Source organism: Rhodococcus sp. 14-2483-1-2, assembly GCF_002259405.1.
Classification (GTDB): domain Bacteria; phylum Actinomycetota; class Actinomycetes; order Mycobacteriales; family Mycobacteriaceae; genus Rhodococcoides.
In genome coordinates, this window is the sequence record NZ_NPFW01000022.1 from 409,163 (window position 1) to 423,503 (window position 14,341).

Sequence of the window (14,341 nt, forward strand, 5' to 3'; positions counted from 1 at the left end):
GTTCGAAATACGTCATTGTCTCGTGCGAGAACGTCGCCGGTGCGGGCCTCGCAGCTACCCAGTGTGCCATTACCTGGAACCGGTCCGGTCCGTTCGTGTCCCGTTGTGCCCGATTCATTCGAATAATCCCTGCTGGACCTCCGACGATCGGACCGAAATTCCACCCACTGCGAGGTCCGGCGGCGGCGTCAGACCGAGGTGTTGCCACGCAGCAGCGGTCGCGACGCGCCCGCGGGGGGTACGGGCGATCATTCCGGCACGCACCAGGAACGGCTCGCACACTTCCTCGACCGTCGACGGTTCCTCGCCGACGGCGACGGCCAGTGTCGATACACCCACCGGTCCCCCGCCGAAGCTCCGGATGAGCGCGCTCAGTACTGCGCGGTCGAGTCGGTCGAGCCCGAGTTTGTCGACGTCGTAGACCACCAGCGCGGCCTTCGCGGTGTCCTGGGTGACGGTGCCGTCGCCCCGGACGTCCGCGTAGTCGCGGACTCGACGGAGCAATCGGTTCGCGATTCGGGGGGTTCCGCGCGAGCGCCCGGCGATCTCTGCGCAGCCGTCCCGGTCGATCGGTACGCCCAGAATCCCTGCCGACCGCATCAGGATTCGTTCGAGCTCGCTGGGCTCGTAGAAATCCATGTGCGCCACGAATCCGAACCGATCGCGCAACGGCCCGGTCAGCGCACCCGACCTGGTGGTGGCGCCGACGAGGGTGAACGGCGCGACCTCGAGTGGGATCGACGTCGCTCCCGGCCCCTTGCCGACGATGACGTCGACCCGGAAATCCTCCATCGCCAGGTACAGCATCTCCTCGGCCGGACGGGCGATGCGATGGATCTCGTCGATGAACAGCACGTCCCCTTCGACCAGGTTGCTGAGCATCGCCGCCAGATCACCTGCCCGCTCGAGCGCCGGACCCGACGTGAGCCGTAGCGAGGTTCCCAGCTCTGCGGCGATGATCATCGCCATGCTGGTCTTGCCGAGGCCCGGCGGCCCGGACATGAGGATGTGATCGGGGGTGCCGCCACGCATCTTGGCACCCGACAACACGAGCTGGAGCTGCTCCCGCACGCGAGGTTGGCCGATGAAATCGGTGAGGTTCTTCGGACGCAGACTCGTTTCGACGTCCAAGTCGTCGGACATCGCGTCCGCACCGACCTGGGATTCGGCGAACTGGTCGTCCTCGGTCACCCGGGCCTACCTGGACTTGCCGAGGTACGCCAGCGCCGACCTCAACGCGGTCGACGTCGTGGCCTCCGGCTGCTGAGCGAGTACCGCGTCGGTTGCTTCCTCGGCCTGCTTCGTGGGGAATCCGAGACCGATCAGCGCTTCGACGATCTGGTCTCGCATCGAATTGCCCGCACCGGATCCCGGCACGGCCGCGCTTCCGGCTCGTCCGACCACCGCGTCGACCTTGTCGCGCAGCTCGACGACCATTCTCTCCGCGCCGCGCTTCCCGATACCGGGCACCCTGGTCAGAGCTCCGATATCACTGTCCGCCAACGCAGTTCGCAGCGCATCGGGCTCGTGTACAGCAAGAGTTGCCATGGCGATTCGCGGGCCGACGCCGGTCACGGTGAGGAGCAACTCGAACAGCTCACGCGACTCCTTGTCGGGGAACCCGTACAGCGTCTGCGAATCCTCACGCACGATCATGGTCGTCAAAAGGGTCGCTTCGCTCCCCCGGTGCAGCGTGGCCAACGTCGCCGGAGTGGCGTTGACCCGGTACCCGACGCCCGCCGCCTCGAGCACGGCGTGATCGAGCGCGATGTCGAACACCGAACCCCTGATCGACGCGATCATCGTGCGCCCGCCTCCTTCTTGGCCATCTTCTCGATCCTGCGTGCCACGACGGCGCGAGCCTTGCGCTCCTCGGCCAGACGCGCGTCGTACTTGCGTTTCTGTTCGGCGGCCATCGCTTCGGCCTTCGCCATCCGGGCGATCATGGGCGCTCGCCAGCAGTGACAGATACCGAGGGCCAGAGCGTCGGCCGCGTCGGCGGGAGTCGGTGCGGTCTGCAGGCCGAGAATGCGCATGACCATGGCGGTCACCTGAGCCTTGTCGGCCGAGCCGTTGCCCGTGACTGCGGCCTTGACCTCGCTGGGAGTGTGGAAGCAGACGTCGACGCCGCGCCTGGCCGCCGCGAGGGCGATGACGCCACCGGCCTGGGCCGTGCCCATCGCCGTCCGCACATTGTGTTGGGCGAAGACTCGCTCGATCGCGACCACCGAGGGCTTGTGCGTATCGAGCCAGTACTCCGCGGCCTCGGAAATCCTCAGCAGACGCTGCGCGAGATCCATGTCCGCGGGCGTCCGCACCACATCGACATCGAGCGCGACCACCGTTCGGCCCACGCCACCCTCGATCAGACTGAGCCCACACCTGGTGAGACCGGGGTCGACACCCATCACCCGCACGCCACCACACCTTCCGCTTACGAACTGTTGTTCGATAGCGTAGCGGAGCCCACCGTCGGATCAGGGATACGACACCCGGTCGATCACGTCGTCGGGTGCGCCAGGCTCAGTCCTCTGCGTCGAGCTCCGCCATGACCTCGTCGGAGAGGTCGACGTTGGACCACACGTTCTGGACGTCGTCACTGTCTTCGAGTGCATCGATGAGCTTGAACACCTTGCGTGCACCGTCGGCATCGACCGGAACGTTCACCGACGCCTGGAAGCTCGCCTCGGCCGAGTCGTAGTCGATTCCGGCCTCCTGCAACGCGGTGCGCACGGCGATCAGGTCGGTCGGCTCGCTGACGATCTCGAGGGTGTCACCGTTGTCGTTGACTTCCTCGGCACCGGCTTCGAGAACGGCCATCAGAACGTCGTCCTCGCTCTGACCGTTCTTCTCGAGGGTCACCACGCCCTTGCGCGAGAACAGGTAGGACACCGAACCCGGGTCGGCCATGTTTCCGCCGTTGCGGGTCATCGCGACACGCACCTCGCCTGCGGCGCGGTTGCGGTTGTCGGTGAGGCACTCGATGAGAATGGCGACACCGTTGGGTCCGTAGCCCTCGTACATGATGGTTTGCCAGTCGGCTCCACCGGTCTCTTCGCCCGCTCCGCGCTTACGGGCCCGCTCGATGTTGTCGATCGGAACCGAGGTCTTCTTCGCCTTCTGAATGGCGTCGAAGAGGGTCGGGTTGCCGGTGGGGTCACCGCCACCCGTGCGGGCCGCCACCTCGATGTTCTTGATGAGCTTGGCGAAAGACTTGCCGCGTCGGGCGTCGATCACCGCCTTCTTGTGCTTGGTGGTGGCCCATTTTGAGTGGCCGCTCATGCGATAGGGCCCCTTCCTGCTCGAAATCAGTGTTGTCGACTTTACTCGCCCGGTTCCACGCTCGGCACCGACCGACCGTCGAAGGTTCTAGCGGCCTCGCACCATGTCGACGAAGAGTGCGTGTACTCGATCGTCGCCGGTGACCTCGGGGTGAAAGCTCGTCGCGAGAACGGAGTTCTGACGAACGGCCACCACGCGTCCGGCGGCCGGTCCGTGCGGCACCGTGGCGAGCACCTCGACGTGCTCGCCCACCCGCTCCACCCAGGGCGCGCGGATGAACACCGCCCGCACCGGCCCACCGTCGATGCCGATGACGTCGAGGTCGGTCTCGAAGGAATCGACCTGACGGCCGAAAGCGTTGCGTCGCACGGTGATGTCGAGGGAATCGAGATGTCGGGCGTCGGGCCTGGTGTCGAGAATCTCTGACGCCAGCAGGATCATGCCCGCGCACGAACCGTAAGCGGGCAGCCCGTCGGCCAACCGGGCGCGCAACGGTTCGAGGAGATCGAACACGTCGAGCAGGTTACTCATGGTCGTCGATTCCCCGCCGGGGATGATCAGTCCGTCGATCTGCGCGAGCTCGGCGGGCCGACGCACCGTGACACCGCGCGCGCCGCTCGACTCGAGCGCAGCCAGATGTTCGCGAACGTCGCCCTGCAGTGCGAGAACTCCGATGGTCGGAGCGTTCACTTGCGCCCGAAGGGATCGACATGGGGCGCGTCGGGGTCCCGCTCGTACCGCATGAGACCTTCCTGCACCACCGCGGCAACCAGCCGTCCGGACGTGTCGAAGATTCGCCCCTGGGTCAGTGCGCGCCCGAAATCGGCCGAGGGCGACGTCTGGTCGTAGAGCAACCATTCGTCTGCCCGGAAGGGACGAAGGAACCACAGCGCGTGATCGAGCGAGGCCGTCTGCGTGACGGCGTCCGGGTGTGGCACCTTGGCCGATCCGAGCAGCGTCATGTCGCTCATGTAGGCGAGTGCGCAGACGTGGAACACCTGATCGTCGGGCAACGTGTCTCGGTAGCGGAACCACACACGTTGCTGCGCAGCGAAACTGGGATGCTTGACGGTCTGGTCATCAGGAATGAGGCGGATGTCCCATTCCGACCACTCCTTGTAGTACGAGTGGTCGTACTCGGCGAGGGTGGTGGGATCGGGCAGGCTGTCCGGCCCCACGACCTCGGGCATGACGTCCTGATGCGAAATGCCGTCGTCGTCGCCGTGGAACGAGGCAGACATCGTGAAGATCGCCTTGCCGTGCTGAATTCCGGTGACGCGGCGCGTGCAGAACGAGCGTCCGTCGCGAATCCGGTCGACCATGAACACGGCCGGTTCGTTCGGATTTCCCGGACGCAGGAAGTAGCCGTGCAGCGAGTGCACACGAAACTCGGGTGCCACTGTGCGCACCGCCGCGACGAGCGCCTGGCCCGCCACCTGACCGCCGAACGTACGGGGCAGCCGACTCGGGAAAGTCCGTCCCCGATAGATGTCGTTCTCGATCCGTTCCAATTCGAGAATGTCCTCGATGCTGGCCATGGCTGGTGTCCACCTTTCTGTGACAACGGCTCAGGCTAACAATGGACGGACCAGGCAAGATGGTCGGTGTGGGTCAACCGGTGCCGATATTTCCCGATCTTCTGGTGGAGTCGATCGTCGATTCGTGCCAGGACGGGGCGCGCTCGATCATCGTGATCGACGGCGCGGATGCCGCGCGGCCGGTCGACTTCGCCACGCGCACAGCCGAACACGCCCGCTCACGGGGCCGTCCGGCTGCCGTCGTCGACCTGCACGACTACGTCCGACCTGCATCGATTCGATTCGAGTACTCGCGCACCGACGAATTGAGCTATCGCACACTGTGGTTCGACTACGACGCCCTCGTTCGAGAGGTCATCGTCCCACTGCGGCCCGGTGGCGGAGGTCACTTTCTACCGCGACTGTGGGATGAGGCCGCCGACCGTTCGGCTCGGGCCCGCAGCGCCTCGGCGGCAGCGAATCAGATCGTCCTGATCGCGGGACCCATGCTGCTCGGACGGGGATTGAACGCCGACCTGTCGGTGCATCTACGCCTGTCCGCGAGCGCTTTACGCCGCAGAACCAGCGCTGCCGATCAGTGGACGTGCGCCCCACTGATCGACTACTACGACAGCCTGGACCCCTCGGCCGAGCGGCCGGATTTTCTGGTCCGATGGGACCATCCGGACCGCCCGGCACTCGAACGCAACTGACGTAAAATCGTCACCAGCCACGTTCGGCGAGACGGTGTCCGACGGGGAGATCGTCGACGTTGATGCCGACCATGGCCTCGCCGAGACCGCGCGAGACCTTGGCGAGCACGTCGGGGTCGTCGAAGAACGTCGTGGCCTTGACGATCGCCTCGGCGCGCTCCTTGGGGTTGCCGGACTTGAAGATTCCCGATCCGACGAACACGCCCTCGGCACCGAGCTGCATCATCATCGCTGCGTCTGCGGGAGTCGCGATGCCGCCGGCGGTGAACAGTGTGACGGGCAGTTTGCCGGCCCGGGCGACCTCGACGACGAGGTCGTACGGGGCCTGCAGTTCTTTCGCCGCCACGTACAGCTCGTCCTCGGGAAGCGAGGTGAGACGACGGATCTCGTCGCGAATCTTGCGCATGTGCGTCGTCGCGTTCGAGACGTCGCCGGTTCCGGCCTCGCCCTTGGAGCGAATCATGGCCGCGCCCTCGGTGATTCGACGCAGTGCCTCACCCAGGTTGGTGGCACCACAGACGAAAGGAACGGTGAAGTTCCACTTGTCGATGTGGTTGGCGTAATCGGCCGGGGTGAGCACCTCGGACTCGTCGATGTAGTCGACGCCGAGGCTCTGCAGGATCTGCGCTTCGACGAAGTGGCCGATGCGGGCCTTCGCCATCACCGGGATGCTGACCGAGGAGATGATGCTGTCGATCATGTCGGGATCGCTCATGCGCGACACCCCACCCTGAGCGCGAATATCGGCGGGGACGCGCTCGAGTGCCATGACGGCCACTGCTCCGGCGTCTTCGGCGATCTTGGCCTGATCGGCGGTGACCACGTCCATGATGACGCCACCCTTGAGCATCTCGGCCATGCCCCGCTTGACGCGCGCGGTGCCGATTCCGTTCTCGCTCGACCCGCCTTCGGCCGATCCAGCGGGTGTAGTGGATGCGTGTGGGGTACTCAAGCCAACTCCTGTGTTCTGGGCACCGTTCGCGGTGCTCCGGATTGATACGTGCGACCACGTCCGGCCGCGCACGAGCGGACGATTGCGCGCGGCGCGAAGTCGCGCCCAGAACTGTAGGCCTCGACGCGGCGGTTTCCCATAACCACTTGACGATTGCTGGACTGCTCGAAAAGGGTCCAGATTGCTAGCGGATAGCGCGCACGTCCGGATCGCCGCGTCGAGCGAGAGCCACGTTGACCTCGTCGAGCAGTTCGGCCAGGTCCTGGGGATAGACGTTCTCGCCGACGGCGCTCAGCGCACGGATGTCGGCCTCGGTGCACCACTGGTGGCCGGTCACGGTGCGACGCTCGAAGTCGGTGAAGCCGGCGCTCTGCGGCTCGAACTCCTGCGTTCGATGCGCGAAGAACAGCTCCTCGGAGCGGATCAGGGTTCCGTTGAACGGGAACGTCGCAACCCGGCGCCACAACGGACCGCGCAGATCGGACGCGGCGACGGTCAGGCCGGTCTCTTCGTGTACCTCACGCACCGCAGCCTCGCGGAGCGACTCGCCCTTCTCCACTGCCCCACCGATGGTGAACCAGAAGAAAGTGTCGGGAACCGTCGGATCGTGTCCGCGCAGCAGCAGGACGCGGCCACGCTCGTCGAGCAGCACCACCCGCGCGGACGTTCTCGGAGTGGCGCGGTTCTCGCTGCCGAACGCCGCGGCAGCAGACCGCTCGGCGATCTCGAAATACGACGGCAGGGCCGCGGTTCCGCCGAGGTGCAACCAGCGGACCGGACGTCTGACGCGCAGCGCCAGGGTGTCGCGAACGGCATCGTTGTGAAAACGCCGTGCGATCAGCACGCGGGCCTCGGCGTCGGCGAGTTCGGCCACCAGTTGCGGGGGCAAGGCGTTCGGTTCGACGACGGCCAGAGCCATGGACACCGCGTTCTCGGCCTCTTCGCGCTGCGACCGGTCTACGCGCTCGGCCCGGTCGGCCAGTGCGGCAAGTTCTCTGCTCGACGGGGCCGAGTCTCGGGTGGCAGCGGACACCGCTCGCGCGACGACGGCACGGCGGGCGAGTGCTGCGTCGAGAGCCTGCCAGGCGAGGTCGGTGCGCACGTGGAGGCGGTCGAGTCGGTTCGCCGTTCCGTACGCCCACAGGCCGACGACGAGGATCAGTACCGCGACCAGCCCGAGTACCAGGATCGTGAGCGCCGAGAGGGTCATCAGTTCGCCGCCCGCACTTTCTGGCCCCCGAGGGTGACGGTTTCGTAGACGCGCAGGATTTGCTCGGCAACGACGGGCCAGTCGTAGGTGGCCACGGCCACCGAAGCGGCGTCGACCAGGCGCTCACGAACGGAGTCGTCGGAGAGGACCGAGGTCACTGCGGCGGCAATGGCATCGGAATCGTCGATCGGGACCAGAAGCCCGCAGGTGCCGTCCCGCAGAACTCGACGGAATGCGTCGAGTTCGCTTGCCACCACCGGAGTTCCGGCGGCCATGGCCTCGACGAGGACGATGCCGAAGCTCTCACCGCCGAGGTTGGGTGCACAGTAGACGTCGGCGCTGCGCATCGCGGATGCCTTGGTCGCGTCGTCCACCTGCCCCAGGAACGTCAGGTGCGACGCGAGTGCGCCTGCGTCCTTACGTAGCTTGTCCTCGTCGCCGCGCCCGACGATGAGGATCTCGATGTCGGGATGGGATTCGACGAGCGTGGGAAGGGCACCGAGCAGGACGGCCATTCCCTTGCGCGGTTCGTCGAAACGGCCGAGGAAGAGCACCGTGCGACCGGCGCGTGGATAGCCCTCCAGCACAGGGGCATCGGCGAACGCGGGCACGTCGACTCCGTTGGGGATCTCGACGGCGTCGGAGCCGAGGGCCTCGACCTGCCAGCGTCGGGCGAGTTCGGACACGGCGATTCGGCCGCTGATCTTCTCGTGGTACGGACGGAGCACACCCTGAAAGGTGCTGAGCACCAAGGACTTCGTCGTCGAGGTGTGGAAGGTTGCCACGATCGGGCCGTCGGCGGCCTTGAGCGCCAACATCGACAGGCTCGGCGCGTTCGGTTCGTGGATGTGCAGGACGTCGAAATCGTTGTCGGAGATCCACTTACGGATTCGAGAATAAGTGACCGGTCCGAATCGCAGGCGCGCGACGGATCCGTTGTATGGAATGGCGAGTGCCTCGCCCGCCGACACCACGAAGTCCGGCAACTCGACGTCCTCCGACGCCGGAGCCAGCACACTGACGCGATGTCCGCGTTCGATGAACACCTCGGCCAACTGCTGAACGTGCGCCTGCACTCCACCGGGAACGTCGAACGAGTACGGGCACACCATGCCGATCTTCACGCGCCCTCGATTCGGGCGCGTCGCTCGGCCGACCAGTCGCTCATCCACAGGGGTTGCAGCATGTGCCAGTCCGCCGGATGGGCTCGGATTCCGGCAGCGAAATGGTCGGCCAACGTCTGGGTGGCGGGCCCGACTCCGGCCGAGACGTCCACGGCGGGCGAGATGTCGAAGCCCCAGCCGTCGCCGTCGAAATAGCCGTGCACCGGCAGCAAAGTCGCTCCGGTGTCGATCGCGAGTTTCGCGGCGCCCGCGGGCATCCGGGTCGGTTCGCCGAAGAAGGTGACCGGTACTCCGTGCTTGGCGAGGTCTCGCTCGCCGAGCAGGCAGACGACCTTGTTCTGGCGCAGCCTTTCGGACAGCGCGAGAAGAGGCGGCTGCTCACCGCCGCTGAGTGGAAAGATCTCGAAGCCCAGGCTCTCCCGATAGGCGACGAATCGCTGGTACAGGGACTCCGGCTTCAGCCGTTCGGCAACGGTCGAGAGCCCACCGTGCGTGCGCACCAGCCACATTCCGGCCATGTCCCAGTTGCCGCTGTGCGGCAGCGCCAGCACCACTCCCTTACCGGCTGCGAGCGCACCCTCGAGATGTTCCTTGCCGTTCACGCACCGATCGATGACGGCGGCCTGCGCAGCCAGATCCATCGACGGCAACCGAAACGCCTCACGCCAGTACCGGGCGTAGGAGCGAACACTGTCGCGTATCAGCTCGTCGGGCACCTCGGCTGGAGTGGTCCCGAGGACACGAGCGAGATTGCGGCGCAATTGGTCCGGTCCACCGTTTCGGGTTGACGCAAAATCCGCGCCTCGATCGAAGAGACTTCTCGCCACACCCTCGGGCAGCGATCGGACAAGTCGCCACCCGGCTGCGTACCCGAGGTCGCTGGCTCTTTCCGAGACGTTCACGACGCGGCCACGTCGCCGTCGTCGGATACCGGTGCCACCGGAGGCACGATGATGTCGCGAGCACCCTCGGATCCACGGACTGCCAGAACGCGCTGGAACACGGTCACGATGCTCAGGGCGGCGAGAATCCACATCGCCGGGTAGATCACGCTGTCCAGCCACGGGATGTCGAAATGCCGTCCGACGCCGGTGAATCCGGCACCGACGAGAACGATGACCAAGCGATCCGGGCGTTCTATCCAACCCCCGTCCGCCGAGAGTCCGCTGGCCTCGGCGCGCGCCTTGGCGTAGGAGATCACCTGGGAGGTGACCAGGCAGATCAGAGTGGCAACGAGCAGTAGCTTGTCCTGCTCGGAGTACACCGCCCACCAGGCCAGGCCGCCGAAGATCGCACCGTCGGCCACTCGATCGCACGTCGCATCGAGGACGGCACCGTACTTCGTGCCACCGCCCCGAGCCCGCGCCATGGCACCGTCGAGCATGTCGAACAACACGAACAGGGTGATGACGACCGAACCCCACCACAGGTAGCCGGCGGGGTACATCGTGACCGCGGCCGTGATGGTGACGACGGTGCCGATGATCGTCACGGAGTTGGGGGTCAGCCCGGTGCTGTTGAGGGCACGCCCGAGCGGGGCGGTCACCTTCGAGACCGGCGCACGGCCGAAAATGCTCAGCACGGCGCGTGCTCCTCTCGCCTGTGGTTCATTCGTTCCAGGCCGACGCGAGCAGGGCCCGAGTGTCGCGGAGCAACTGCGGCATGACTTTGGCGCCGCTGATCACGGTGATGAAGTTCGCGTCGCCGCCCCACCGGGGCACGATGTGCTGATGCAGGTGCTCGGCCAACGACCCGCCCGCGGCTGCGCCGAGGTTGAGTCCCACGTTGAAACCGTGCGGACGTGACACCCGCTTGATGACGCGAATCATCTGCTGCGTGAATGCCATCAACTCGGCGCTCTCCGCGGGCGTGAGATCTTCCAGTGCTGCGACGCGGCGATACGGCACGATCATCGCGTGGCCGGGGTTGTAGGGGTACAGGTTGAGGACCGCGTACACCGACTCGCCTCGTGCGACGACGAGACCGTCCTCGTCGCTCATCTTCGGAATGTCGGTGAAGGGCTCGTTCGACTTCGCCGACCCCTGGGGAGCCTCGGCGATGTAGGACATCCGGTGCGGTGTCCACAGTCGCTGCAGCCGATCGGGCTCACCGGCTCCGGTGACGACGATCGACTCGTCCTGTTCCGACATGATCAGCTCACTCCTGCGGGTTCGGTCTGCACGAGCTCGGCGGTCGGTGATGCGTTGTTGCGCTGGGAGATCCAGTCGGTGACGACAGTGATGGCCTGTGCCACGGGGACGCCGTTGACCTGAGTGCCGTCCCGGAATCGGAAGCTCACGGCACCGGCTTCGACGTCCCGTTCGCCGGCGAGCAGCATGAAGGGGACCTTCTGGGCGGTCTGGTTGAAGATCTTCTTCTGCATCCGGTCGTCACTGGCATCGACCTCGGCGCGCACTCCGCGCTTCTTGAGCTCGTTCACCACCGCGAACAAATGGTCCTGGTAGACCTCGGCAACCGGGATTCCGACGACCTGGACCGGAGCGAGCCAGGCCGGGAAGGCGCCCGCGTAATGCTCGGTGAGCACTCCGAAGAAGCGTTCGATGGAACCGAACAGCGCGCGGTGAATCATCACCGGGCGTTCCTTGGTTCCGCCCGAGCCGGTGTATTCGAGCTCGAAGCGTTCGGGCAGGTTGAAGTCGAGCTGAATGGTCGACATCTGCCAGGTGCGCCCCAGAGCATCCTTGGCCTGCACCGAGATCTTCGGTCCGTAGAACGCGGCACCACCCGGATCGGGCACCAGGTTCAGGCCCGACGCCGCCGCTACCTCGGCGAGGGTGTTGGTCGCTTCTTCCCAGACCTCGTCGCTACCGACCGACTTCTCCGGGTTGCGAGTGGAGAGTTCGAGGTAGAAATCGTCGAGGCCGTAGTCCTTGAGCAGCCCGAGAACGAATTCGAGGGTGCTGGTGAGCTCGCCGCGCATCTGCTCACGGGTGCAGAAAATGTGTGCGTCGTCCTGGGTCATGCCGCGCACGCGGGTCAGACCGTGGATAACGCCGGACTTCTCGTAGCGGTAGACCGAGCCGAACTCGAACAGGCGCAACGGTAGTTCACGGTACGAGCGGCCGCGGGAACGGAAGATCAGGTTGTGCATCGGGCAGTTCATCGGCTTGAGGTAGTAATCCTGGCCGGGCTTGCGCACGTCGCCGTTCTCGTCGAGTTCGGCGTCCAGGTGCATCGCCGGGAACATGCCGTCCCGGTACCAGTCGAGGTGACCGGAGACCTCGTAGAGATGGCCCTTGGTGATGTGCGGGGTGTTGACGAACTCGTAGCCCTCTTCGATGTGCCGCTGGCGCGAGTAGTTCTCCAGCTCGTTGCGGATCACGCCACCCTTGGGATGGAACACCGGCAGACCGGAGCCCAGTTCGTCGGGGAAGCTGAACAGGTCCAGCTCGGATCCGAGCTTGCGGTGATCGCGACGTTCCGCCTCCGCCAGCAGTTCGAGATGAGCGTCGAGTGCTTCGGCGGACTCCCACGCAGTTCCGTAGATGCGCTGCAGTCCGGCGTTGTCCTGATTGCCGCGCCAGTACGCAGCCGAACTGCGGGTGAGCTTGAACGCGGGCACGTACTTGGTGGTGGGGATGTGCGGTCCGCGGCACAGATCGCCCCAGATGCGCTCGCCGGTCCGGGGATTGAGGTTGTCGTAGGCGGTCAGCTCTCCCCCACCGACCTCCATGACCTCGGGATCGTCGATGCCGGACTTGTCGTCGATCAGTTCGAGCTTGTACGGCTCGTTCGCCAACTCCTCGCGGGCCTGCTCCACCGACTCGTACACCCGACGCGAGAAACGCTGTCCGGCTTTGACGATCTGCTTCATCTTCTTCTCGAGTGCCGTCAGATCCTCGGGAGTGAATGGCTGCTTCACGTCGAAGTCGTAGTAGAAGCCGTCCTTGATGAACGGTCCGATGCCCAGCTTGGCGTCGGGGAAGAGCTCTTGAACGGCCTGCGCAAGCACGTGCGCAGCCGAGTGCCTGATGACGCTTCGTCCGTCCTCGGTGTTCGCCGGAACGGGCTCGGCCTCGGTGTCGTCCTCCGGTGCCCAGGACAGGTCACGGAGCTTGCCGTCGGGATCGCGCACGACGACGATCGCGTCGGGTCCCTTGTTCGGCAGGCCGGTGTCGCGGAGCGCCGTACCTGCCGTGGTTCCGGCCGGCACCATGATGCGGGCGGGCGAAACAGCGGCGACAACGGGCATGCTCACAGCGATGTACTCCTCGATCGGTTCTTCTGGCCAGGAAGGCCTCCGACAGCCTATCGGCAACAGTCCACTCGATTGGCCTCAGCGCGACGAGTGACGTCAGATCGGGCTTTCGAGCCACGTCCAGTCGAGCCCGATCCAGCCCCCGACCAACGCGAACGTGCCCAGCAACCACAGTGTTGCCAGCACGACGACGGTGGTGAACAGCACGCCGAGACCCTTCACGAACATGGACTGCTTCGAGAACCACGCCATGAAGGCGTCGTATCTCTTGCGGACGAACCGCAGCGCACTCTTGGCCCACGCGAATTCCGAGGCCAGGATGCCCAGGCCTGCGAACACGATCAGCCAGCCGGGCCCCGGGTACGGAATGGCGAGTACTCCCAGCACCAACACGACTGTTCCGACCACGCCGACCGTTATTCGGTACGCGAGATCGAGGGACTTGTTCTCGGCGATGCGCGCCCGGAAACGCCGGTGCTTCACCTTGGCTGTGTCCATCGGACCCTGGTCGGCGACGGCCCGGGGCTTCGACTGTTCGGTGCTCACCGGCTCAGGTTACCGGCCTCGAACGAAAGAAGGCCCGCACCGACTGGCGGTGCGGGCCTTCTTTTCTGTGGTCCCGGCTGGGATCGAACCAGCGACCTTCCGCGTGTGAAGCGGACGCTCTCCCACTGAGCCACGGGACCGAACGAGGCAAAACATTAACACGAGGTGCCGCGGCGAACCGAATCGCCTGTCCGATCGCCGAACAAGTCGACGGACTGCCTCCGCGGGGCTGCTCTGGCCTCTGCTTTCACACCTTTCACACGCGCCGATCTACCGAATTCGATGCCTGACCACGAGATTTGTGAGTTTCACTCCCGTTGGGTTAATGTTTTCCCCGCACCACGGAGACAACAACTGCCCAGCAGTGAGCGCCTCCGGGGTATGCGGATGTGGCGCAGTGGTAGCGCATCACCTTGCCAAGGTGAGGGTCGCGGGTTCGAATCCCGTCATCCGCTCGAGGGTCTCGACCCATGGTGGAGTGGCCGAGTGGTGAGGCAACGGCCTGCAAAGCCGTGCACACGGGTTCGATTCCCGTCTCCACCTCGCTAGTGCATCGGTTGCAAGATCGATGCGAGGACACGCGCGATTAGCTCAGCGGGAGAGCGCTTCCCTGACACGGAAGAGGTCACTGGTTCAATCCCAGTATCGCGCACCACAGCAAGACAAGTCAGGCCCCCTTTCGAGGGGGCCTGATTTGTTTTGTGCCAGATACGTACCAGATCCTTCGGCGTGCCTGTGGGTCACGATGGCCCCTACTTAGGCACCGTCCTCACCGCAA

The 14,341-nt window shown here is 65.4% G+C and carries 15 protein-coding genes and 4 tRNA genes; 4 read left to right on the forward strand and 15 right to left on the reverse strand.

Annotation, left to right across the window (positions count from 1 at the left end):
• Nucleotides 1-114: 114 nt before the first annotated feature.
• From ruvB to CH295_RS22880, 6 genes are all read right to left on the reverse strand, one after another.
• Entirely contained in the window at nucleotides 115-1,143 is a 1,029-nt protein-coding gene (gene ruvB, locus CH295_RS22855; protein WP_052047563.1) for a Holliday junction branch migration DNA helicase RuvB, read from the reverse strand.
• Between the two features lie 54 nt (nucleotides 1,144-1,197).
• Entirely contained in the window at nucleotides 1,198-1,803 is a 606-nt protein-coding gene (gene ruvA, locus CH295_RS22860; protein ID WP_037189426.1) for a Holliday junction branch migration protein RuvA, read from the reverse strand.
• Complete coding sequence (ruvC, locus tag CH295_RS22865; RefSeq protein ID WP_037189428.1) at nucleotides 1,800-2,417, reverse strand: crossover junction endodeoxyribonuclease RuvC; 618 nt, start codon at nucleotides 2,415-2,417, stop codon at nucleotides 1,800-1,802. Before ruvC ends, ruvA begins: the two co-directional genes overlap by 4 nt.
• 106 nt (nucleotides 2,418-2,523) lie before the next feature.
• Nucleotides 2,524-3,282 (reverse strand): YebC/PmpR family DNA-binding transcriptional regulator, encoded by a 759-nt coding sequence (locus tag CH295_RS22870; protein ID WP_037189429.1) that lies wholly within the window; start codon nucleotides 3,280-3,282, stop codon nucleotides 2,524-2,526.
• An 87-nt stretch (nucleotides 3,283-3,369) separates the two neighbouring features.
• Nucleotides 3,370-3,972: a pyridoxal 5'-phosphate synthase glutaminase subunit PdxT gene (gene pdxT, locus CH295_RS22875; protein ID WP_094741992.1), complete on the reverse strand. Its 603-nt coding sequence runs from the start codon at nucleotides 3,970-3,972 to the stop codon at nucleotides 3,370-3,372.
• Complete coding sequence (locus CH295_RS22880; protein ID WP_037189431.1) at nucleotides 3,969-4,820, reverse strand: acyl-CoA thioesterase; 852 nt, start codon at nucleotides 4,818-4,820, stop codon at nucleotides 3,969-3,971. Before CH295_RS22880 ends, pdxT begins: the two co-directional genes overlap by 4 nt.
• 41 nt (nucleotides 4,821-4,861) lie before the next feature.
• Between CH295_RS22880 and CH295_RS22885 the strand changes: the two genes are divergently transcribed.
• Nucleotides 4,862-5,512, forward strand: a complete 651-nt coding sequence (locus tag CH295_RS22885) for a nucleoside/nucleotide kinase family protein (protein WP_252342149.1) — start codon at nucleotides 4,862-4,864, stop codon at nucleotides 5,510-5,512.
• 10 nt (nucleotides 5,513-5,522) lie between these two features.
• On the opposite strand, the gene pdxS is transcribed toward CH295_RS22885, so the two are convergent.
• The 9 genes from pdxS to CH295_RS22930 all read right to left on the reverse strand — a co-directional run bounded on the left by pdxS (nucleotide 5,523) and on the right by CH295_RS22930 (nucleotide 13,703).
• Complete coding sequence (gene pdxS, locus CH295_RS22890; RefSeq protein ID WP_082323586.1) at nucleotides 5,523-6,464, reverse strand: pyridoxal 5'-phosphate synthase lyase subunit PdxS; 942 nt, start codon at nucleotides 6,462-6,464, stop codon at nucleotides 5,523-5,525.
• A 184-nt stretch (nucleotides 6,465-6,648) separates the two neighbouring features.
• Nucleotides 6,649-7,674, reverse strand: a complete 1,026-nt coding sequence (locus CH295_RS22895; protein WP_094741993.1) for an NUDIX hydrolase — start codon at nucleotides 7,672-7,674, stop codon at nucleotides 6,649-6,651.
• Nucleotides 7,674-8,798, reverse strand: a complete 1,125-nt coding sequence (locus CH295_RS22900) for a glycosyltransferase family 4 protein (RefSeq protein ID WP_094741994.1) — start codon at nucleotides 8,796-8,798, stop codon at nucleotides 7,674-7,676. The genes CH295_RS22895 and CH295_RS22900 overlap by 1 nt, the downstream gene beginning before the upstream one ends.
• Nucleotides 8,795-9,700, reverse strand: a complete 906-nt coding sequence (locus CH295_RS22905) for a phosphatidylinositol mannoside acyltransferase (RefSeq protein ID WP_037189435.1) — start codon at nucleotides 9,698-9,700, stop codon at nucleotides 8,795-8,797. The genes CH295_RS22900 and CH295_RS22905 overlap by 4 nt, the downstream gene beginning before the upstream one ends.
• Nucleotides 9,697-10,380, reverse strand: coding sequence for a phosphatidylinositol phosphate synthase (gene pgsA / locus CH295_RS22910; protein WP_094741995.1), 684 nt, complete (start codon nucleotides 10,378-10,380; stop codon nucleotides 9,697-9,699). Before pgsA ends, CH295_RS22905 begins: the two co-directional genes overlap by 4 nt.
• A 25-nt stretch (nucleotides 10,381-10,405) precedes the next feature.
• The gene (locus CH295_RS22915; RefSeq protein ID WP_037189437.1) at nucleotides 10,406-10,948 is read right to left on the reverse strand and encodes an ATP adenylyltransferase; all 543 of its coding nucleotides are present in this window, start codon (nucleotides 10,946-10,948) and stop codon (nucleotides 10,406-10,408) included.
• A gap of 2 nt (nucleotides 10,949-10,950) precedes the next feature.
• On the reverse strand, nucleotides 10,951-13,011 hold the full coding sequence (gene thrS / locus CH295_RS22920; protein WP_037189438.1) for a threonine--tRNA ligase: 2,061 nt from the start codon (nucleotides 13,009-13,011) through the stop codon (nucleotides 10,951-10,953).
• Nucleotides 13,012-13,113: 102 nt separating this feature from the next.
• Nucleotides 13,114-13,515, reverse strand: coding sequence for a TIGR02611 family protein (locus CH295_RS22925; RefSeq protein WP_037190070.1), 402 nt, complete (start codon nucleotides 13,513-13,515; stop codon nucleotides 13,114-13,116).
• Between the two features lie 116 nt (nucleotides 13,516-13,631).
• Nucleotides 13,632-13,703: transfer RNA gene (locus CH295_RS22930), tRNA-Val, on the reverse strand.
• 243 nt (nucleotides 13,704-13,946) lie between these two features.
• Here CH295_RS22930 and CH295_RS22935 point away from each other — a divergent pair.
• The 3 genes from CH295_RS22935 to CH295_RS22945 all read left to right on the forward strand — a co-directional run bounded on the left by CH295_RS22935 (nucleotide 13,947) and on the right by CH295_RS22945 (nucleotide 14,218).
• Nucleotides 13,947-14,018 (forward strand) — tRNA-Gly (locus tag CH295_RS22935).
• Nucleotides 14,019-14,035: 17 nt separating this feature from the next.
• Nucleotides 14,036-14,106, forward strand: a tRNA-Cys gene (locus CH295_RS22940).
• 37 nt (nucleotides 14,107-14,143) lie between these two features.
• Nucleotides 14,144-14,218: transfer RNA gene (locus tag CH295_RS22945), tRNA-Val, on the forward strand.
• Nucleotides 14,219-14,341 lie beyond the last annotated feature (123 nt).

What these genes read in the sequence shown, in the direction of transcription:
- ruvB (WP_052047563.1), bottom strand. Translation starts at nt 1,143, where the DNA reads ATGTCCGACGACTTGGACGTCGAAACGAGTCTGCGTCCGAAGAACCTC.
- ruvA (WP_037189426.1), bottom strand. Translation starts at nt 1,803, where the DNA reads ATGATCGCGTCGATCAGGGGTTCGGTGTTCGACATCGCGCTCGATCAC.
- CH295_RS22870 (WP_037189429.1), bottom strand. Translation starts at nt 3,282, where the DNA reads ATGAGCGGCCACTCAAAATGGGCCACCACCAAGCACAAGAAGGCGGTG.
- CH295_RS22880 (WP_037189431.1), bottom strand. Translation starts at nt 4,820, where the DNA reads ATGGCCAGCATCGAGGACATTCTCGAATTGGAACGGATCGAGAACGAC.
- CH295_RS22885 (WP_252342149.1), top strand. Translation starts at nt 4,862, where the DNA reads ATGGACGGACCAGGCAAGATGGTCGGTGTGGGTCAACCGGTGCCGATA.
- CH295_RS22895 (WP_094741993.1), bottom strand. Translation starts at nt 7,674, where the DNA reads ATGACCCTCTCGGCGCTCACGATCCTGGTACTCGGGCTGGTCGCGGTA.
- CH295_RS22915 (WP_037189437.1), bottom strand. Translation starts at nt 10,948, where the DNA reads ATGTCGGAACAGGACGAGTCGATCGTCGTCACCGGAGCCGGTGAGCCC.
- thrS (WP_037189438.1), bottom strand. Translation starts at nt 13,011, where the DNA reads ATGCCCGTTGTCGCCGCTGTTTCGCCCGCCCGCATCATGGTGCCGGCC.
- CH295_RS22925 (WP_037190070.1), bottom strand. Translation starts at nt 13,515, where the DNA reads ATGGACACAGCCAAGGTGAAGCACCGGCGTTTCCGGGCGCGCATCGCC.